This window comes from Uliginosibacterium paludis (genome assembly GCF_039631355.1).
GTDB classification, from domain to species: Bacteria; Pseudomonadota; Gammaproteobacteria; order Burkholderiales; family Rhodocyclaceae; genus Uliginosibacterium; species Uliginosibacterium paludis.
The window spans coordinates 59,320-78,598 of sequence record NZ_JBDIVF010000013.1 but is presented as its reverse complement, the minus strand read 5'-3'; the positions used below and the strand labels follow the sequence as shown (position 1 = coordinate 78,598).

15 protein-coding genes and 1 riboswitch are annotated in these 19,279 nt (G+C 65.1%); of the genes, 9 read left to right on the top strand and 6 right to left on the bottom strand.

Going from position 1 to position 19,279, the window contains the following annotated elements; genetic code table 11:
- Positions 1 to 166: 166 nt before the first annotated feature.
- Together metH and ABDB87_RS18990 are read right to left on the bottom strand one after the other, a co-directional pair.
- The gene (gene metH / locus ABDB87_RS18995) at positions 167 to 3,868 is read right to left on the bottom strand and encodes a methionine synthase (RefSeq protein ID WP_345930034.1); all 3,702 of its coding nucleotides are present in this window, start codon (positions 3,866 to 3,868) and stop codon (positions 167 to 169) included.
- Positions 3,869 to 3,962: 94 nt separating this feature from the next.
- A riboswitch (S-adenosyl-L-homocysteine riboswitch) is annotated at positions 3,963 to 4,057 on the bottom strand.
- A gap of 6 nt (positions 4,058 to 4,063) precedes the next feature.
- Entirely contained in the window at positions 4,064 to 4,597 is a 534-nt protein-coding gene (locus ABDB87_RS18990) for a hypothetical protein (RefSeq protein ID WP_345930032.1), read from the bottom strand.
- Between the two features lie 228 nt (positions 4,598 to 4,825).
- Between ABDB87_RS18990 and ABDB87_RS18985 the strand changes: the two genes are divergently transcribed.
- The 6 genes from ABDB87_RS18985 (at position 4,826) to ABDB87_RS18960 (ending at position 11,106) form a co-directional block, all read left to right on the top strand.
- The gene (locus ABDB87_RS18985; RefSeq protein WP_345930031.1) at positions 4,826 to 5,935 is read left to right on the top strand and encodes a branched-chain amino acid ABC transporter substrate-binding protein; all 1,110 of its coding nucleotides are present in this window, start codon (positions 4,826 to 4,828) and stop codon (positions 5,933 to 5,935) included.
- A 172-nt stretch (positions 5,936 to 6,107) separates the two neighbouring features.
- The gene (locus ABDB87_RS18980) at positions 6,108 to 7,109 is read left to right on the top strand and encodes a branched-chain amino acid ABC transporter permease (RefSeq protein ID WP_345930030.1); all 1,002 of its coding nucleotides are present in this window, start codon (positions 6,108 to 6,110) and stop codon (positions 7,107 to 7,109) included.
- A 27-nt stretch (positions 7,110 to 7,136) separates the two neighbouring features.
- Positions 7,137 to 8,237 (top strand): ABC transporter permease subunit, encoded by a 1,101-nt coding sequence (locus tag ABDB87_RS18975; RefSeq protein WP_345930029.1) that lies wholly within the window; start codon positions 7,137 to 7,139, stop codon positions 8,235 to 8,237.
- Entirely contained in the window at positions 8,234 to 9,007 is a 774-nt protein-coding gene (locus tag ABDB87_RS18970; RefSeq protein ID WP_345930027.1) for an ABC transporter ATP-binding protein, read from the top strand. Before ABDB87_RS18975 ends, ABDB87_RS18970 begins: the two co-directional genes overlap by 4 nt.
- The gene (locus ABDB87_RS18965; RefSeq protein WP_345930025.1) at positions 8,997 to 9,743 is read left to right on the top strand and encodes an ABC transporter ATP-binding protein; all 747 of its coding nucleotides are present in this window, start codon (positions 8,997 to 8,999) and stop codon (positions 9,741 to 9,743) included. The genes ABDB87_RS18970 and ABDB87_RS18965 overlap by 11 nt, the downstream gene beginning before the upstream one ends.
- Before the next feature lie 199 nt (positions 9,744 to 9,942).
- Entirely contained in the window at positions 9,943 to 11,106 is a 1,164-nt protein-coding gene (locus ABDB87_RS18960; protein WP_345930023.1) for a glycosyltransferase, read from the top strand.
- Between the two features lie 9 nt (positions 11,107 to 11,115).
- On the opposite strand, the gene mltA is transcribed toward ABDB87_RS18960, so the two are convergent.
- Positions 11,116 to 12,291, bottom strand: a complete 1,176-nt coding sequence (mltA, locus tag ABDB87_RS18955) for a murein transglycosylase A (protein ID WP_345930021.1) — start codon at positions 12,289 to 12,291, stop codon at positions 11,116 to 11,118.
- A 150-nt stretch (positions 12,292 to 12,441) separates the two neighbouring features.
- On the opposite strand from mltA, the gene ABDB87_RS18950 reads away from it, so the two are divergent.
- The 3 genes from ABDB87_RS18950 to ABDB87_RS18940 are packed head-to-tail and all read left to right on the top strand — an operon-like array spanning position 12,442 to position 14,968.
- Entirely contained in the window at positions 12,442 to 13,311 is an 870-nt protein-coding gene (locus tag ABDB87_RS18950) for an ATP-binding protein (RefSeq protein WP_345930018.1), read from the top strand.
- Positions 13,312 to 13,315: 4 nt separating this feature from the next.
- On the top strand, positions 13,316 to 14,017 hold the full coding sequence (locus ABDB87_RS18945; protein WP_345930016.1) for a M15 family metallopeptidase: 702 nt from the start codon (positions 13,316 to 13,318) through the stop codon (positions 14,015 to 14,017).
- 15 nt (positions 14,018 to 14,032) lie between these two features.
- Positions 14,033 to 14,968, top strand: a complete 936-nt coding sequence (locus ABDB87_RS18940) for a Nudix family hydrolase (protein WP_345930013.1) — start codon at positions 14,033 to 14,035, stop codon at positions 14,966 to 14,968.
- 953 nt (positions 14,969 to 15,921) lie between these two features.
- Here the strand turns inward: ABDB87_RS18940 and ABDB87_RS18935 are convergent.
- The 3 genes from ABDB87_RS18935 to argA are packed head-to-tail and all read right to left on the bottom strand — an operon-like array spanning position 15,922 to position 19,252.
- A complete protein-coding gene (locus ABDB87_RS18935; protein ID WP_345930011.1) occupies positions 15,922 to 16,125 on the bottom strand; it encodes a DNA gyrase inhibitor YacG in 204 nt (67 codons plus the stop codon).
- On the bottom strand, positions 16,122 to 17,924 hold the full coding sequence (locus ABDB87_RS18930) for a sensor domain-containing diguanylate cyclase (RefSeq protein WP_345930009.1): 1,803 nt from the start codon (positions 17,922 to 17,924) through the stop codon (positions 16,122 to 16,124). The genes ABDB87_RS18935 and ABDB87_RS18930 overlap by 4 nt, the downstream gene beginning before the upstream one ends.
- A 5-nt stretch (positions 17,925 to 17,929) precedes the next feature.
- Positions 17,930 to 19,252 (bottom strand): amino-acid N-acetyltransferase, encoded by a 1,323-nt coding sequence (gene argA / locus ABDB87_RS18925; RefSeq protein WP_345930038.1) that lies wholly within the window; start codon positions 19,250 to 19,252, stop codon positions 17,930 to 17,932.
- Positions 19,253 to 19,279: the final 27 nt, after the last annotated feature.

Below are 19,279 nucleotides of genomic sequence, written 5' to 3'. Positions count from 1 at the left end.
CACTTTCTTGTAGGGGCACGTTTGAGATTCGCTCATATACGAATCAACAACTTACGCGACGAACTGTCGAACTCGGGAGCGCAACCCTGCCCCCTAATATTTTCCCCCATGCAAATACAACAAAGGGGCCTCTCGGCCCCTTTGTCATTTCACGCACACGCACGAGTCAAAGAATCGGCGCCAGCCACCGCTTCGCCTCGGCCTCACTGAAGCCCGCCCGTGCCGCCCAGTCCTGCATCTGGTCTTCGCCGATCTTGCTCACCGCAAAGTAGTGCGCGTCCGGATGGGCCAAGTAGAAGCCGGAAACCGCCGCTGCCGGGTACATGGCGAAGGTTTCGGTGATTTCCAGACCGATCGCGTCAGTCGGATTGATCAGGCGGAACAGCTCGCCCTTGGCAGTGTGGTCCGGGCAGGCCGGGTAGCCGGGGGCGGGGCGGATGCCGCTGTATTGCTCGGCAATCAGCGCGGCGTTGTCCAGCGTTTCATCGGCGGCGTAGGCCCAGTACTCGCGCCGCACGCGCTGATGCAGCCATTCGGCGGCGGCTTCGGCGAAGCGGTCGGCGATGGCCTTGAGCATGATGGCGTGGTAGTCGTCATGCGCAGCCTCGTACGCGGCGATGCGCGGCTCGAGCCCACGGCCTGCGGAGACGGCAAACGCGCCGATCCAGTCCGGCACGCCCGAGTCCGCATCGGCAATGAAGTCGCTCAAGCAGTAGTTGGGCTTGCCGGCCGGGCGTTCGTGCTGCTGGCGCAGACCGTGCCACTGCGCGACCACCTCAGAGCGCGACTCGTCCTTGTAGATCAGCACCGTGTCGTTCTGCGCGGCGGCAGGGTAGAGGCCGAACACGGCGTGCACTTCGATCCAGCGTTGCTCGATGGCCGTCTTGAGCATGGCCTGCGCGTCGCGGAAAACGTTGCGTGCGGTTTCGCCCACGATTTCGTCTTCCAGAATCGCGGGGTAAGGGCCGGCCAGATCCCAGGTCTGGAAGAAGGGGCCCCAGTCGATGTACTCGGCGAGCGTGGCCAGATCGATGTTGCGCAGGCGCTGGTGGCCGGGGCGCGCGGGCTTGGCCGGAACGTATGACGGATCGTTGTTCCACTTGAAGCGGTTGGCGCGTGCAGCGGCCAGCGAGACGAGCTTCACGCCGCTCTTGGCCGCGTGCTGGGCGCGCAGCTTTTCATAGTCCGCCGCCACTTCGGCAACGTAACCAGCGCGCTGCTCGGTGGAGAGCAGGCTGGTGACCACGCCGACGGCGCGCGAGGCGTCCGGTGTGTAGACCACCGGGCCGTCGTAGTTCGGTGCGATCTTGATGGCGGTGTGGGCGCGGCTGGTGGTGGCTCCACCGATCAGCAGCGGCACCGCGTTTTCACCACCGAAGCCGAGGCGCTTCATCTCGCTGGCGACGAAGGCCATTTCTTCCAATGACGGCGTAATCAGGCCGGAGAGGCCGATGGCCTGCGCGCCATGCTCCTTCGCCGCGGCGAGAATCTTGTCGCAAGGCACCATCACGCCCAGATCGACCACTTCGTAGCCGTTGCAGGCGAGCACGACGCCGACGATGTTCTTGCCGATGTCATGCACGTCGCCCTTCACCGTGGCCATGATGATCTTGCCCTTGGCGGCAGCACCGCTGCGCTTTTTCTCCTCCTCGATATAGGGGATCAGGTGGGCCACGGCGGACTTCATCACGCGCGCGGATTTCACCACCTGCGGCAGGAACATCTTGCCGGCGCCGAAGAGGTCGCCCACCACGCTCATGCCATCCATCAGCGGGCCTTCGATCACGGCCAGCGGCGGTTTGCCCTCGCCCTCCAGCTTGGCGCGGACTTCCTCGGTGTCTTCGACGACGAACTGGGTGATGCCTTTCACCAATGCATGCGACAGGCGCTCTTCGACCGGCCACTCACGCCAGGCAAGATCCTGCACCTGTTCCTTGGCCTGGCCCTTCACGGTCTGCGCGAATTCGACGAGCTGCTCGCCGGCCTCAGGATGACGGTTGAGTACCACGTCTTCCACCTTGGCGCGCAGGGTGGGCTCCAGATCGTCATACACGCCGAGCTGGCCGGCGTTGACGATGCCCATCGTCAGCCCCGCCTTGATGGCGTGGAAGAGGAAGACGGTGTGGATCGCTTCGCGCACCGCGTCGTTGCCGCGGAAGGAGAAGCTCACGTTCGACACGCCGCCGCTGGTCTTGGCGTGCGGTAGATTCTGGTGAATCCAGCGCACCGCTTCGATGAAGTCGACCGCGTAGTTGTTGTGCTCTTCGATGCCGGTGGCAATCGCGAAGATGTTGGCGTCGAAAATGATGTCTTCGGGCGGGAAGCCGATCGTCATCAGCAAGTCGTAGGCGCGCTTGCAGATCTCGATCTTGCGCGCATAGGTGTCCGCCTGGCCCTTCTCGTCGAAAGCCATCACCACCGCTGCCGCGCCATAACGCATGCAGAGCTTCGCGTGATGCAGGAAGATCTCTTCGCCTTCCTTCATCGAGATGGAATTGACGATGCCCTTGCCCTGAATGCACTTGAGGCCGGCTTCGATCACCTCCCACTTCGAGGAGTCGATCATCACCGGCACGCGGGCGATATCCGGCTCGGCGGCGATGAGCTTGAGGAAGCGCTCCATCGAGGCCTTTGAATCGAGCATGGCCTCGTCCATGTTGATGTCGATGACCTGCGCGCCGTTTTCAACCTGCTGGCGGGCGACGGCCAGTGCATCCTCAAAGCGGCCTTCGATGATCATCTTCGCGAAAGCGCGCGAACCGGTCACGTTGTTGCGCTCGCCGACGTTCACGAAGAGGCTGTCGCGACCGATGAAGAAGGGCTCCAGACCCGAGAGCGCCTGCCGCACTTCCAGCGCGGGAATCGCGCGCGGCGCCATGTTCGCCACCGTGTCGGCCACCGCCTTGATGTGCGAGGGGCGCGTGCCGCAGCAACCGCCGACGATATTCAGGAAGCCGGACTCGGCCCAATCCTTGATGTCTGCGGCCAGCTGCTCGGGCGTTTCGTCGTAGCCGGTCGGTGCGAGCGGATTCGGCAGGCCGGCATTCGGGTGCGCGGAAATATAGGTATCGCACACCCCCGAGAGCTCGGCCACGTACTGCCGCAATTCTTTCGCGCCCAGCGCGCAGTTGAGACCGAAGCTGATCGGCTTGACATGCTTGAGCGAGTTCCAGAAGGCCGTGGCGGTCTGGCCCGAGAGCGTGCGGCCCGAGGCATCGGTGATGGTGCCGGAGATCATCACCGGCAACTTGCGCCCCAGATCATCGAAGAGCTTGAGCACGGCGAAGATCGCGGCCTTGGCGTTGGCGGTGTCGAACACCGTCTCGATCAGCAGCAGATCGGCGCCGCCTTCCATCAGGGCACGGGCCGAGTCGTAGTAGTCGTCCACCAGTTCGTCGAAGCTGATGTTGCGGTAGCCGGGATCGTTCACGTCCGGCGAGATGGAGAGGGTGCGCGAGGTCGGGCCGATCACGCCGGCGCAGTAGCGCGGCTTGGCCGGGTTCTTCGCGGTGTATTCGTCGCACAGCTCACGCACGAGCTTCGCGCCGGCCACGTTGATTTCGTAGGCGTAGTCCTGCAGGCCGTATTCGGCTTGCGACACGCGCGTGCCGTTGAAGGTGCAGGTCTCGATGATGTCGGCGCCGGCTTCGAGGTATTCGCGGTGGATCGCGCCGACCACGTCCGGGCGGGTGATCACCAGCAGGTCGTTGTTGCCCTTGAGATCCTTGCCATGATTGGCGAAGCGCGTGCCGCGGTAGTCAGCCTCGGCGAGCTTGTATTGCTGGATCTCGGTGCCCATGCCGCCATCCAGGATCAGGATGCGTTGCTGGAGCAGGGTCTGGATTTCTTGGGTGCGATCGGCTTGCATGGGGAATTCTCCGGGGCGTTCATCAACGCTTCGGACAGCTCGGGCAGAAGGGGAGAGATCGTGGCTCACCGGCTTTCCGCATGAGATCTGCATGAAGCGGTGAGCGCCGTTGAATCGGGCTGCGCGCGGCGGGGCGCGCGAGCTTCCGAGCCTGGGATCGCGAATGACCTCGCAGCGCTCCTCGGAAGCGCGCAATTATAGGTTGGAGCGTATTTTCTGACCAGCCTGACGCACCGTATCGCGCGCGCCCAGCACGATACGGGTGCGCTCCACCGACTCCAGATTACCCATTGCACCAAAATGGGCATCGATCTGCCACTGAGCGGGGCGGCGGGAGTCCAGCGGCCAGTGCCAGATCTCGCCCTCCTTGCCATTCTCGATCTGCACCGGCTGCCCCAGATGGCGGCGGACCTGATCGCGCGACATGCCCGGCACCAGCGTGGCCACGCGCGCATCGGTCAGCACATCCTGCAGGCTCTGCATCACGCCATCCGGCGAGACGCGGGCCATGAAGTTGGCGCCGCCCTTGTCGGCGCGTGCAAACTCCACCAGCAGGGTGCCGTCTCCCTCCGACCACACCATGGTGGGCTGGCCCAGCTGACGCACCAGTTCGGACAGACGCGTCCTGCCCGGCTCGAGCGGAGCCTGCGTGCTCGTACAGCCCGAAAAGCAGACAACAAGAAGAAGCAGGACAGCGGAGAAGCGCATGACGACAGGAAAAGCGGTCAACAAGTCCTTTCGAGACTAGCGCCCGGCCTGAACGAAACCTATTCTCGTATTCCCGTCGAACCAAGTGGCCCGGAATTTGCAACGTCATCCCTCATGCTGGGTGGCTCGTCAGATAAGGGCTTTCCGCTCAGTCACAAAAAATCACATTGTGTAACATCCCTGAGGGGTGCCCTGCCCGACCGGCATTCCGCTTCAGTCGGGCCAATATTTTCTTGTGGAGGCTGTTCAATGAAGCAAACCTTGATTGCACTTGCGGTATTCGGCATCACCAGCGGTCTGGCCCAGGCACAGGAAGTCGTCAAGATCGGCCACGTCGGCCCCCTGACCGGCAACATCGCCCACCTCGGCAAGGACAACGAGAATGGCGCGCGTCTCGCACTCGAGGAATACAACGCCAAGGGCGTGACCATTGGCGGCAAGAAGATCAAGTTCGAACTCGTCGGCGAAGATGACGCCGCCGACCCCAAGACCGGCAACATCGTCGCCCAGCGTCTGGTCGATGCAGGCGTGAAGGGCGTGGTCGGCCACCTGAACTCGGGCACCACGATTCCGGCTTCGCGCATCTACAACCAGGCTGGCATCCCGATGATTTCGCCGTCCGCCACCAATGTCACGCTGACGCATCAGGGTTTCGCGACGGTGTTCCGCACGATGGCGAACGACGCCCAGCAAGGCTCGGTGATCGGCAAATACGCCGCGACCAAGCTCGGCAAGACCGTGGCGATCATCGATGACCGCACCGCCTACGGCCAGGGTCTGGCTGACGAAGTGGAAAAGGCCGTCAAGGCTTCCGGCGGCAAGGTCAGCTCGCGTGAATTCACCAACAACCAGGCAACCGACTTCCTCGCCATCCTCACCAAGATCAAGGCCCAGAAGCCGGACGTGATCGTCTATACCGGCATGGACGCCCAGGGCGGCCCGATGCTCAAGCAGGTCAAGCAGCTGGGCATCACTGCCAAGTTCGTGACCGGTGACGGCGGCTGCACGCCGGAATTCATCAAGCTGGCCGGCGCCGCGATGTCTGACGCCGCCTTCTGCACGCAGGCCGGCCTGCCGCTGGACCAGATCGCCGACAAGACCTTCAAGGACCGCTTCAAGAAGCGCTTCGGCGCCGATGTGCAGATCTATGCTCCGTATTCGTATGACGCGGCCGCCGCGATCATCGAAGGCATGAAGGCTGCCGACTCGGCGGATCCCGCGAAGTATCTGCCCTTCCTGAAGAAGGTGGACTTCAAGGGCGTGACTGGTGAAGTGGCATTTGATGCCAACGGCGACACGAAGTACGGCGCCATCACCATGTACCAGTTCAAGGCCGGGGCCTGGGAAGCACTGAAGTAAGCGCCTGACGGCGCAGGCAGACGGGGCGCCGATGGCGCCCCGTTCGCTTCCGCTCCGCCTTTTTGATCTGGCTTCTTGACACATTGTTTGGAGCCCGGACAATCCGCCGGTTTCAGGCCGCACAGGCCTGATTTTTTTACAACTTTGGTTTACTTTCACTGAATACGGGATCATGGAAACCCTGCTCCAGCAAATCGTAAATGGCCTCGTGGTGGGCAGCGTGTATGCGCTTGTCGCCCTGGGCTACACCATGGTCTATGGCATTCTGGGCCTGATCAATTTCGCTCACGGCGACGTGCTCATGGTGGGCGCGCTCGTGTCGCTGCAGGTCGTGCTCTTCATCCAGAAGACCTGGCCCGCCCTCGGCGCCGTACCCACCTTGCTGATTGCCCTCGTCGTGGCAATGGCTGTGTGCATGGCGATGGGCTACATCATCGAGCGGACCGCCTACCGCAAGCTGCGCAACGCGCCGCGCCTGGCACCGCTGATCACGGCCATCGGCGTCTCCTTCCTGCTGCAGACCCTGGCGATGATCATCTGGGGCCGCAACTACCACAGCTTCCCGCCGCTGATCGACACCACGCCGCTGCAACCGGTGGCAGGCGTGTTCATCACGCCGGTGCAGGTCATCATTCTGGTGAGCTCGGCGCTGCTGATGGTCGGGCTGATCCTGCTCGTCACCAGAACCAAGCTGGGCCGCGCCATGCGTGCCACGGCCGAGAACCACCGCGTGGCCAGCCTGATGGGCGTGGACACCAACAAGATCATCGCTACCACCTTCGTGCTGGGCTCCGCGCTGGCCGCAGTGGCCGGCGTGATGTACGCCACCAACTACGGCGTGGCGCACTATGCGATGGGTTTCATTCCCGGCATCAAGGCCTTCACCGCCGCAGTGCTGGGCGGCATCGGCAATCTGGGCGGTGCAATGGTCGGCGGGCTGGTGCTGGGCCTGGTCGAGTCGATCGGCGCGGGCTACCTCGGCACGATCACCGACCTGTGCAACCTGCCGGCCTGGGCCATGTCGGCCAACCTGACCGAAACCTGCGCCAACGGCGGCAGTTTCGAACTGCTCTCGTCCAACTACCAGGACATCTTCGCCTTCGTGATCCTCGGCATCGTGCTGATCTTCCGCCCGACCGGCCTGCTTGGCGAACGCGTGTCTGACCGCGCCTGATTTCACTTTTTTCCGGAACCATTCCACATGAACGAACTTGCAGAAGGCATCCCCTGGCTCGGCAAGCACAACCCGAAAGCAGCCCGGGCCCTGGTGCTGGCGCTGATGCTGATCGCCCCGCTGATTGCCGTGACCGCAGGCAACACCTGGGTGCGCATCCTTGACTTCGCGCTGCTCTACGTGATGCTCGCACTGGGCCTGAACCTGGTGGTTGGCTTCGCCGGCCTGCTCGACCTGGGCTACATCGCGTTCTACGCGGTCGGCGCCTACACCTGGGCCTTCCTCGCTTCGCCGCACTTCGGCCTGCACCTGCCCTTCTACATCGTGCTGCCGCTGGGGGCCTTTTTCGCGGCCGTGGCCGGCCTGATCCTCGGGGCACCGGTGCTGCGGCTGCGCGGCGACTATCTCGCGATCGTAACGCTGGGCTTCGGCGAGATCGTGCGCATCTTCATGAACAACCTGAACCACCCGATCAATGTCACGAACGGGCCTCAGGGCATCAACATGCTCGACACGCTGAACCTCTTCGGCTGGGATCTCTCGCGCAACATCCAGCTCACCGAGAACTTCCGCATCAACTCGCTGGTGCTGTACTACTACGTGTTCCTGCTCTTCGTCGTCGGCTCGGTCTTCGTGATCCGGCGCCTGCAGATCTCGCGCATCGGCCGCGGCTGGGCCGCCATCCGCGATGACGAGCTCGCTGCCAAGGCTATCGGCATCAACACGCGCAACATGAAGCTGCTCGCCTTCTCGATGGGTGCGACCTTCGGCGGCGTGGCAGGCGGCCTGTTCGGCGCCTTCCAGGGCTTCGTGTCGCCGGAATCCTTCTCGCTGATGGAATCGATCGCGATCCTCACGATGATCGTGTTCGGCGGCATGGGCAACCTCGGCGGCGTGATCCTCGGCGCCATCGCGCTCTCGCTGCTGCCGGAGCTGCTGCGCAGCTTTGCACTACCGGTGCAGCAGGCGCTCTTCGGCCATGTGCTGCTCGATCCCGAAGTGCTGCGCATGCTGCTGCTCTCGCTCGCGATGATCCTGATGATGCTGTTGCGCCCGGCTGGCCTGCTGCCCGCCCATGCGCGCTATTCCAAACCCGAACTGGCCGGCGCCGGAAAGGCAGAAGCATGAGCATCACGCTGCTTGAAGCCAAGAATATCGGCAAGCGTTTCGGCGGGCTGACCGCCCTGACCGATGTGTCGCTGACCATCCGCAAGGGCGAGATCTACGGCCTGATCGGCCCCAACGGGGCCGGCAAGACCACCTTCTTCAACGTGCTGACCGGCGCCTACACGCCCAATGGCGGCGAATTCATCTTCGCCGGCAGCGAGCTGCCCTACGGCAAGCCGCATGAAGTGGTGGCACGCGGCATCGCCCGGACCTTCCAGAACATCCGCCTGTTCCGCGAAATGACGGCGCTGGAGAACGTGATGGCCGGCCATCACCTGCGCTCCGACTCCACGCTGTGGGGCATCCTCACGCAGAACCGCCATGCCCGCGAGGAAGAGCGCCTGATCACCATGCGCGCCATGGAAATGCTGCGCTATGTCGGCATCGAACGCCACGCGACGACGCTGGCCCGCAATCTCTCCTATGGCGATCAGCGCCGTCTCGAGATCGCCCGCGCACTGGCTACCGAACCGCAGCTGCTGGCGCTCGACGAACCGGCCGCCGGCATGAACGCGACCGAAACCACCCAGTTGCGCGAACTCATTTCGACCATCCGCAAGGACGGCGTGACCGTGCTGCTGATCGAACACGACGTGAAGCTGGTCATGGGGCTGTGCGACCGCGTCGCGGTGCTCAACTTCGGCAAGAAGATCGCCGAGGACGTGCCGGCCGTGGTGCAGAAGAACCCTGAAGTGATCGAAGCCTACCTGGGGAGCAGCCATGCCCACTGAGAACAAGACGCCCGTCCTGCAACTCAAGGATGTGCAGATCGCCTACGGCCAGATCCAGGCCGTCAAGGGCATCGACCTCGAACTGCACAGCGGCGAACTGGTCTGCCTGATCGGCGCCAACGGGGCCGGCAAGACGACCACGCTGAACGCCATCTCCGGCACGCTGCCGATCAAGAGCGGCGACCTGCTCATGAACGGCAGCAGCATCGCCGCCATGCCGGCCCACCTCCGCCTGCGTCAGGGGCTGGCCCTGGTGCCGGAAGGCCGAGGCATTTTCACCCGCCTCACGGTGGAAGAAAACCTGCGCATGGGCGCCTACATCCGCAACGACAAGGAAGGCATCGAAGCCGACCTGGAGCGCGTCTACACGATGCTGCCGCGGGTGAAGGAGCGTCTGGCGCAGGTTGCCGGCACGCTCTCCGGCGGTGAGCAGCAGATGGTGGCGATCGGCCGCGCGCTGCTCTCCCGCCCGAAGCTGCTGCTGCTCGACGAGCCCTCGATGGGTCTCGCGCCGCTGGTGGTAGAGAAGATCTTCGAGGTGATCCAGACCGTGGTGCAGGAAGGCATGACCATCCTGCTGGTCGAGCAGAACGCCAACCTGGCGCTCGAATTCGCCAGCCGGGGCTATGTGATGGATGGCGGCCGGATCACGATCGCGGGCAGCGGCCAGGAGCTGCTCAATGATCCGAAGGTGCGCAGCGCCTATCTGGGTGAAGAAGAAGCGCCCGCCGCCTGAGCGCCCTTGGCCCACTCCAAAAGCCCTGCCCCGCCGGCAGGGCTTTTTTCATTCCATCGTGACGTTTATCACGGATCGCGCCCCGAAAAACGGATTTGTTGCACTTTGTGACAATTGACAAGATATGCAAAGATCCTTAGCCGCCTTCTCTTCGGAAGCCTAGACTGCCGCGTTTCCCAGCTTCCCGGAACGACCGGCAATGAAGATCGGCCTCTTGATCGACTCGATGATTGGCGGCGGTGCTGAGCGCGTCACGCTCAATCTGGCGGAAGGTTTCCGGCGCAAGGGACATGCGCCTCAGCTGATCCTGGTGCGCAGGCAGATCCAGCACCAGCTGCCGGACTGGCTGCCGGTGCACAGCCTGTCGGAAGACGGCCAGCTCTGCCGCAATGCTCTGCTGAACAAACTGATGCTGGCCTGGCGACTGCGCCGACTGGTCCAGCAGCTCGAGAGTGACGGGGAACGCTTTGCCTTCTTCATCTCCAACGCCGAGGATGCGGATCGCCTGTCCTTCATCGCGGGCCTGAGCAAGGTCTATGTGCGCTACCGCAACTCGATGCGGGAATACTTCCAGCACAAGCTGGGCCGCAAGACCGGCGCGAAGCGGCTTTTCCGCTGGCTGAAGTGGCGCACGCGCTTCCGGCTGGAATATTCCGGCCGCCATCTGGTCACGGTGTCGGACGCCCTGCAGGCCGAGCTGATCCGTGACATGGGGATCCGGCCCGCCAGTATGGTGACCATCTACAACCCCTTCGACTTCTCGCGCCTGCGCCGTCTGGCTGAAGCCAGGCCGCGGCCGCTTGAGCGGCCCTACATCGTCTATGCCGCGAAGCTGGACCGGCGCAAGCGGCAGGACGTGCTGCTCGAAGCCTTCGCACAGAGCCGCGCGCGCCAGACCCACATGCTGGTGCTGCTCGGCGACACCTATACCGACAGCGACCGCATCTGGCTCGACGAGCTGCATGCGCTGATTGCGCGACTGGGCCTGCAGGACAAGGTGCTGCTGCCGGGCTTCCAGCACAACCCCTATCCCTGGGTTCGCCACGCCTCGCTGTTCGCGATGTCATCCGACAGCGAAGGCCTGCCGACGGTGCTGATCGAATCCCTGATCCTCGGCACACCGGTTGTTTCGACCGATTGCCCGACCGGTCCGCGCGAAATCCTGACCGGCGAACTGGCCCGCTTCCTCTGCCCGCGCAATGCGCCGGCCGAACTGGCGAACCGGATCGATGCCGCGCTGGCGTATTACCCTGTCATCGACGAGGCGCGCCTTCAGCGCTTCACCGCGGACTACGCCATCGAACGCTACCTGCGCCACTGCGCACCGAAGGCGCAGACGCCGGGGCAGCTGGCGCTGCCCTGATCTGCGCTATCAGGCAGCCGGTTTCACGCCGTCGACCACCGGCAGCGGCGCATCCTTGGGCCACAGCACCCAGATCCGGCCCTGCTGGCGCATCTGCCCGGCCAGCTTGCCGGCCTCGGCGCCGAAGCCCCAGAAGAAGTCTGCGCGAACCCGGCCGCGGATCGCGCCGCCGGTATCCTGCGCCATCACCAGACGCTGCATCGGCTTGCCGTCCGGCATCGTGAAGCTGATGAACACCGGCACACCCAGCGGAATGCTGCGCGGATCCACCGCGATCGCGCGCGCAGCCGTCAGCGGCACGCCCAGCGAGCCCTTGGGCCCCTCGCCATTGCTGGCTTCCTCACGGAAGAACACATAGCTCGGATTCACATTGAGCAGCTCGGAGAGTCGCTGCGGATTCTCGCGCGCCCATTTCTGGATGCCCTGCGCGCTCGCCTGCGGCAGTGTCAGCTCGCCCTGGTCGATCAGCCAGCGGCCGATGGATTTGTAGGGGTGGCCATTCTGGTCGGCATAGGCGATGCGCACGCGGCTGCCGTCGGAGAGCTGCACCTGACCCGAGCCCTGCACCTGCAGGAAGAAGAAATCGATCGGGTCCTGCGCCCACAGCAGTACCTTGGCCGGAAAAGCGTCGCCCTTCGCTTCGATCTGCGCCCGCGACCAGTAGGGCAGCACCTTGCGGCCCTCGATGCGGCCACGCAGGCGCAGGGTTTTCGTTTCCGGATAGACCTCGCCCAAGTCGAGCTGCAGCAGATCGTCCGGCACCGCATGCACCGGCACCGCGTTCTTCGCGCTCTTCCAGCGGCTGCCCAGAATCAGCGGCTCGTAGTAACCGGTAATCAGGCCTTCCTTCGTGCCATCGGCATTGTTGAGCTCCAGCGGCCGCAGGCGGGATTCGACAAAGCTGCGCATGGCTTCGGCGCCCGGCTTGTCGCCCAGCGCCCGCGCCGCGTCACAGACCTCCTGCCAGGCCGCCTTGATCGTCGGCGCACGCATCGCCTTGCAAGAGGCGATCAGGCCGGGCCAGGCCTCTTCGATGCGATCACTGCGCCACTGCGGCAAGGCCTCCCACTCGGCCGCCACATAGGCCGGCGCGGGCGGCGCCTCGGGCGGGGTTTCCGGTTTCACCGGGCAGACCGGCGTCACCGGGCAGCTGCTCGCATCGACGGGGCTTGCCGCCGGAGGCATCGGGGCAGCCGGCAGGACCGGTGCAGGGGGCTGCGTACTGCACGCTGCCAGAACGAAAAACACCAAGCCCCCGAATCGCTTCATGCCGGTCACCCTCATGGACGGAAGCGGGAAGTATACTTGCCCGCTCTCTCCCCAAGCGCCGAAATCATGAATCCAGACGATCTGCAGCGCCTCGTCGTCCGCGCCGAACAGCTCCTGAGCCGGGTCGAATCCCTGCTGCCGCCGGCCACGCCGGCCACCGACTGGAGCGCGCTGGCCCACCGCTGGCGCACCCGCCAGGGCCGCGGCTGGCTCGAGGCCCTGCATCACCTGCAGCCTGTGCGGCTCGATGACCTCCGCGACATCGATGACCAGAAACAGCGCGTGAATGCCAATACGCGCCAGTTCGTCGCGGGGCGCCGAGCGAACAACGTGCTGCTCACCGGCGCACGCGGCACCGGCAAGAGCACGCTGGTCCGCGCCATGCTGAATGAATATTCCGGACAAGGCCTCCGGGTGATCGAAGTCGACAAGGCCGATCTCGTCGACCTGCCTCACATCGTTGATCTGGTCGCCGAGCGGCCGGAGCGCTTCATCCTGTTCTGCGACGATCTCTCCTTCGAAGACGGCGAGCCGGCCTACAAGGCGCTCAAGAGCGTGCTCGACGGCAGCTTTTCCGCCGTGCCCGACAATGTGCTGATCTATGCCACCAGCAATCGCCGTCACCTGATGCCGGAATACTTCTCGGAAAACCTGCAGACCCGCCACGGCGAAGGCGAGCTGCATCCGGGCGAAGCGGTGGAGGAGAAGGTCTCGCTCTCCGAGCGTTTCGGTCTGTGGGTCAGCTTCTACAGCTTCAATCAGGACGAGTATCTCGACATCGTGCGCCACTGGCTGGCGGTGTTCGGCGTCGATCTCGCCGCGTGGGACGACGGCATCCGTCATGAAGCGCTGCTCTGGTCGCAGCTACGCGCTTCGCGCACCGGCCGCGTGGCCTGGCAATTCGCGCGCGACTACGCCGGCCGGCTGGAAGGCTGAGAGCATGGTGCTGGACGCCGATCAGCTCACCGGACGCAGCAGCAGCCATGTGCGCGAATTCAGCTTCAGCGATGGCAGCAGCTTCCGCGCCCATCCGGAAGCCGCGCTCGCCTTCCTGAAAATGCGTGAATCCGCAGCGTCCGAACGCATCGATCTGCGCGTAGCCAGCGCCTTCCGTGATTTCAACGGCCAGAAGCGGATCTGGCAGGCCAAGTGGCGCGGCGAGCGCACGCTCTACGACGCGGCAGGCCAGCCGATGGATTACGACCGTCTGGACGAGCCGCGCCGCATGAGCGCGATCCTGGAATGGTCCGCCCTGCCCGGCGCCAGCCGCCATCACTGGGGCAGCGAGTTCGATGTCTTCGATCTCGCCGCCATGCCGGAGGGCTACCAGCTCCAGCTCCTGCCGGAGGAATACGCGGCCAATGGCATCTTCGCCTTCCTCAGCGACTGGCTGGACCGCAACATGGCGCGCTTCGGCTTCTTTCGCCCCTATGACATCGAACGCGGCGGCCTGCATGTCGAGCCCTGGCATCTTTCCTATGCCCCGGTCTCGCTGCCCGCGCTCGAAGCGCTCACGCCGGCGCTGATCCGCGACACGATGGCCGCCGCGGAGATCGACGGTAAGGCGCTGATCCTCGACGCGCTCGACGACATTCATGCCCGCCAGGTCTGCCTTGTCGGCAGTCCCTCTACCCCCGCCTGACACACAGAGATTCCGATGAAGAAGATCGTTCATGTTGCCGCTGCCATCATCACCCGCCCCGACGGCAGCTTCCTGCTGGGCCAGCGCGCGCCCGAAACCTATTACACCGGCTACTGGGAATTTCCCGGCGGCAAGGTCGAGCCGGGCGAAACGCCACACGAAGCGCTGGTGCGCGAACTGCAGGAGGAACTGGGCATCACGGTGGAAGCCGCCCATCCCTGGCTGACGCGCGAGCATGTCTACGAGCACGCTCATGTGAATCTGCATTTCTTCGAAGTCCCGCGCTGGCATGGCGAACTGCAGACCCATGTGCACGCCGCGCTGGCCTGGCAGCGTGCCGAATCACTCGAAGTCGGCCCCATGCTGCCAGCCAACGGCCCCATCCTGAAGGCCCTGCGCCTGCCGCGCGCGATGGGCGTGACCCAGGCCGCCCAAGTCGGTATCGCCCCCCAGCTCGCAGCGCTCGACCGCGCCCTGGCCGCGGGCCTCAAATGGGTACAGGTGCGCGAACCCGACATGCCGCTCGCCGAACGCACGGCCTTCATGCGTGAAGTGGAAAACCGCTGCGCGGCAGCCGGTGCGCTGTGCAGCCTGAACGCGGCCGAACTGCCGGAAGGATTCGCGCCGGCCCGGGGCCTGCATCTGCCCGCCCGCCTGCTGATGCAATGCGCGCAACGGCCCGAAGGCGAATGGGTAGGAGCCTCCTGCCACACGCGCGCCGAACTCGAACATGCTGCGACACTGGGGCTCGATTACGCGCTGCTGGGCCATGTGCTGCAGACCCCGACCCACCCCGGTCAGGCCGATCTGGGCTGGAGCCGATTCGGCGAGCTCATCGCCGACCTGCCGATGCCGGTGCTGGCCATTGGCGGCCTGCGCCCCGAAGACATGGAACTCGCCCGCAGCCACGGCGCACATGGCATCGCCATGATTCGCGGGGCTTGGAACTGAGTGCTGAGTTTCGTAGGGCGCCCTGAGCGAAGCGAAGCGCGCCGAAGCAGCCATTGCGCATCACCGACACGTCCGGCCTTCCGCACCCGCCGCGAAGCGCCGGAAGGAAACGCACCACCGCATTCCTGCTCACGCATGCGGCGCAGTTCGCTGTGCTCAATGCGCCCTACGTGCTGGGTGCTGGGTGCTGGGAGTGCAGGATGATGCGCCCTGGGTCTGCCGTAGGGCGCCCTGAGCGAAGCGAAGCGCGCCGAAGCAGCCAGTGCGCATCACCGACACGTCCGACCTTCCGCACCCGCCGCGAAGCTCCGGAAGGAAACGCACCACCGCATTCGTGCTCACGCATGCGGCGCAGTTCGCTGCGCTCAATGCGCCCTACGTGCTGGGTGCTGAGAGTGCAGGATGATGCGCCTTGGGTCTGCCGTAGGGCGCCCTGAGCGAAGCGAAGCGCGCCGAAGCAGTCATTTCGCATCACCGACACGTCCGGCCTTCCGCACCCGCTGCGAAGCGCCGGAAGAAAACTCACCACCGCATTCGTGCTCACGCATGCGGCGCAGTTCGCTGCGCTCAATGCGCCCTACGTGCTGGGTGCTGGGTGCTGGGTGCTGGGTGCTGGGTGCTGGGATTGCAGGATGATGCGCCTTGGGTCTGCCGTAGGGCGCACTGAGCGTAGCGAAGCGCGCCGAAACAGCCGGAGCATCACCAGCACATGAGCCCTCCATGCCCACCGCAAGGCTCCTCGGGAAAACGCCTTGCGGCATTCTTCTCGCCCATGCGGCGCAGTTCGCTGTGCTCAATGCGCCCTACATGCCGGTGTACTGAGTGCACAAGAGGATGCGTGTTTCGCAGGGCGCCCGGAGCGCAGCAAAGCGTGTCGTACCGGGCTCGCAAGCAAAGGCGACGCGGCTCCAGGACGGGGCTCGATGCAACGGCTCGGCAAGACGAAAGCCGATTCAGTTGCGCGGCGGCGTCTCGTCGGACAGCGGCTCTTCCTGGCCCGGCACCACATAGGCGCCGGAGGCCCAGGCACCAATGTCGATGAGCTTGCAGCGCTCCGAACAGAAGGGGCGGAAACGGTTTTCGGGCACGAAGAGCGCAGGCTTGCCACAGGTCGGGCAAGGCACTTCGCGAGGTTTGCGGGGCGTGTCGTGACTCACTGGAGGGTTCCCGGTGCGGGCGGAAAATGTCTGGCCGCGAAGTATCCCTCATCTTCCCCCTCGCCGGGCAAGGCCATGCACCAGTGATGCGTGCCCTGCGTGCGGGCGCGGCTTCGCGCCTGGGTGGCGGCACGCAGCAGTTGCGCCGCGTCCCGGCCATGCTCGGGCGTGAGGGCCATGCCATAGCTCAGCTCCGCGTCGATCTCGCTCGCCACACTGCCGCCCCGCGTTCGCAGGGCCATGCGCTCGACCAGATGATTCATGCTCAGCGGTGAAGTCCGGCTGAGCAGGACGGCAAACGTCGCCGGTCCGGTGCGGAACAGCAGTTCGTTGCGACGCAGGCTGGAGCCGGACACGGTCGCCACGCGCTGCAGGAGGCGGTCTCCGGCCGCCCAGCCGTGATGGCGAACGACCTCATCGAAGTTGTCGACGCCGAAGCACAGCAGGCCGACCGAATCACCATGGCGTGCGGCATCTGCCAGCATGCGGTCGAAATCCTCCTCGAAGCGGCCCCGGTTGTAGGCGCCGGTCAGTGCGTCGCGCTCAGCCATGCCGGCCAGCGTGGCCTGCAGGCGCAGCTGTTCGCTGATGTCCTCGAAGATCCAGACCCGGCCAATGCTGCTGCCATCATCCGCCGCCCGGACGATGGCGCTGCGTTCATCAATCACGCGACCATCGACGCACTGGATCAGATAGCGCGTCTCGGCCACGCCCTGATGCAGCATTTCACGGACATGGCGCAGGTGCGCCTCTTCATCGGCACGCTGGGAACGCGTCTGGTCGACAAGCTGTTCGACCCGCACGCCCATCAATGCGTCGCGGTGACCGAGTCGCCAGATGTCGGCACAGGCCTGGTTGGCGTAGATCACCCGGTGATCGTCATCGATGAACAGGATGCCGAGCCGGACGATGTCGAGGAGCACACCAAGGCGCATGCGTTCGTCATTACTCCGGCCCAGGTAATGTTCCTTGAGTGCCTGGGCCCGTCGCAGGGCGGCAAGGTTTTCGAGCAGCTTGAGCTCGGCATCCTTGCGCGCCTGGACGTCGCGTGCCGAAAAGCGCGTGCCGATCACGACACCCGCCGCATCGCGCAGCGGATACCAGCGGCAGGCATACCAGCGCAGCGTGCCGTTGCGGTGCTGGACCCGCATCTCGATGCTCTCGGCGGCAGCGCCCTTCATGTCGGCCTCGCCCCGCTGGGTGCGCGCCAGCTGGTCGCGCATCATCGGGCGATCGCGCAGATAGACCCAGGGCACGCCGGCTTCACCCGCCTCGGCGCATTCCTCGCGGGTATAGCCCGTCAGGCAATGCAGCGCCGGATTGGTCCAGATCAGGCGGCCTTCGCCATCGAACAGCATTTCGAGGCCGGGCATGTCGTCGGCAAGCGGCTGGTAGAACGCAAGGGCGTGTTCGAGCTCGGCAATACGCGTGTCGCGCTGTTCGCACTGCAGCCGCAACGCCCGGGCTGCGTGCTCCAGCGCAGACCAGCCACCACCAAGATCCGGTGACGGAGGCGTGGCCTCCGCGCCGTCCAGAATGGCCAGCAGATGCTGCCCCCGCTGCTCCGAGAGGCGGTGTGCGGCCGCAAAAGCCAGCCTGACCGACACGCCCACGACGATCGCCACCGGAATGCCGTCGAGCACGCCTTCACCGGACAAGCCCGCCCGGCGCCATGTCAGTACGGTCTCGAAGCCGCCGGCAAGAACGCCGCACAGCGCGGCGTACAGGTTGCTGCGCAAGCGCCAGCCCGCCCGGCCTGGCACAGCGGGAACCAGCAGGGCGGTCAGGCGGGAGAACACGGCGCTCAGAGGGCCTTGATGAAGATCTTCGAGCGGCGCTGGAAGTTGTAGAGATCGCGCTTGCGTTCCGGCAGCTCCTCCGGCCCGGCCTCGCGGAACCCCCGCTCGCGGAACCAGTGTTCGGTGCGGGTGGTCAGCACGAAGAGCTCCTTGAAGCCGCCCTGCCGGGCGCGGTCGGAAATGTGCTGCATCAGGCGCTCGCCCAGACCGGCGCGACGGAACTCCGGCGTGACCGCGAGACAAGCCATCTCGGCCATCTTCTCTTCGGCGAAGGGATACAGCGCAGCACAGCCGACCACGACGCCGTCATGCTCGGCGAGCGTGAAGCGCTCGATTTCCATCTCGATCAGCTCGCGGCCGCGGCGCACCAGGGTGCCGTCGGCCTCCAGCGGCGCCAGCAATTGCAGCAGCGTGGCGACATCGTCGATGTGCGCCTGGCGGACCCGGTGCAGCGGCTCGCGGCTGACCATGGTGCCCACGCCCTGGCGGGTGAAGAACTCGAGCAGCAGGCCACCGTCCTTGTCGCGGTCGATCAGGTGAGCCCGTGCCACGCCCTTGCGGACCGCCTTGATGGCGCGCGGCAGGAAGAGGTGCAGGTCTTCGGTGAGCCCCAGCCCGGCCACCAGCTTGCGCTCGGCTTCGTCGGCCGTGATGGCCTCGATGAGGCGGCCTTCGGCGTCCAGCAGACCCGGTGCGTCGCACAGGTAGATGAGCTTCTCGGCCTGCAGCGCGATCGCCACGGCTTCGGCCACGTCTTCCATGACGAGATTGAAGATCTCGCCCGAGGGCGACACGCCCAGATTCGAAATCAGCACCACGTTCTGCTGATCGAGGTCGGCCTTGATCTCTTCGACGATCACGCGCCGCACCGTGCCGGTGTACTGGAAGTCGACCCCATCGACCACGCCCAGCGGCCGCGCGGTGATGAAGTTGCCGCCGGTCACGCGCATGTAGGCGCCGGCCATGGGCGTATTGGGCAGGCCTTGCGAGAGCGCGGCCTCGATGTTGATACGGGTGACGCCGACCGCGGCCTTGACGCAATCGAGCGCCGCCTCGTCGGTGATGCGCACGCCGTTGTGATAGTGGGACTCCTGGCCGCGGCGCGTCAGCTCGGCTTCGATCTGGGGACGCGCGCCATGCACCAGGACCAGTCGCACGCCCAGCGCTGCAAGCAGGTTGCAGTCGTGGCAGAGATCCTGCATCAGCTCGCCGGCCTGGGCCACCTCGCCGCCGAAGGCCAGCACGAAGGTCTTGCCACGGAAGGCGTGGAAGTAGGGCGCAGCACCACGCACCCAGTCCACGAAGCGGATCGCTTCATCGTCGTTCATCCGCACCGCGGCCGAAAGGTTGGCACT

What these genes read in the sequence shown, in the direction of transcription:
- ABDB87_RS18980 (WP_345930030.1), top strand. Translation starts at nt 6,108, where the DNA reads ATGGAAACCCTGCTCCAGCAAATCGTAAATGGCCTCGTGGTGGGCAGC.
- argA (WP_345930038.1), bottom strand. Translation starts at nt 19,252, where the DNA reads ATGAACGACGATGAAGCGATCCGCTTCGTGGACTGGGTGCGTGGTGCT.
- ABDB87_RS18985 (WP_345930031.1), top strand. Translation starts at nt 4,826, where the DNA reads ATGAAGCAAACCTTGATTGCACTTGCGGTATTCGGCATCACCAGCGGT.
- ABDB87_RS18970 (WP_345930027.1), top strand. Translation starts at nt 8,234, where the DNA reads ATGAGCATCACGCTGCTTGAAGCCAAGAATATCGGCAAGCGTTTCGGC.
- ABDB87_RS18940 (WP_345930013.1), top strand. Translation starts at nt 14,033, where the DNA reads ATGAAGAAGATCGTTCATGTTGCCGCTGCCATCATCACCCGCCCCGAC.
- ABDB87_RS18965 (WP_345930025.1), top strand. Translation starts at nt 8,997, where the DNA reads ATGCCCACTGAGAACAAGACGCCCGTCCTGCAACTCAAGGATGTGCAG.
- ABDB87_RS18960 (WP_345930023.1), top strand. Translation starts at nt 9,943, where the DNA reads ATGAAGATCGGCCTCTTGATCGACTCGATGATTGGCGGCGGTGCTGAG.
- ABDB87_RS18975 (WP_345930029.1), top strand. Translation starts at nt 7,137, where the DNA reads ATGAACGAACTTGCAGAAGGCATCCCCTGGCTCGGCAAGCACAACCCG.
- ABDB87_RS18945 (WP_345930016.1), top strand. Translation starts at nt 13,316, where the DNA reads ATGGTGCTGGACGCCGATCAGCTCACCGGACGCAGCAGCAGCCATGTG.
- metH (WP_345930034.1), bottom strand. Translation starts at nt 3,868, where the DNA reads ATGCAAGCCGATCGCACCCAAGAAATCCAGACCCTGCTCCAGCAACGC.
- mltA (WP_345930021.1), bottom strand. Translation starts at nt 12,291, where the DNA reads ATGCCTCCGGCGGCAAGCCCCGTCGATGCGAGCAGCTGCCCGGTGACG.
- ABDB87_RS18950 (WP_345930018.1), top strand. Translation starts at nt 12,442, where the DNA reads ATGAATCCAGACGATCTGCAGCGCCTCGTCGTCCGCGCCGAACAGCTC.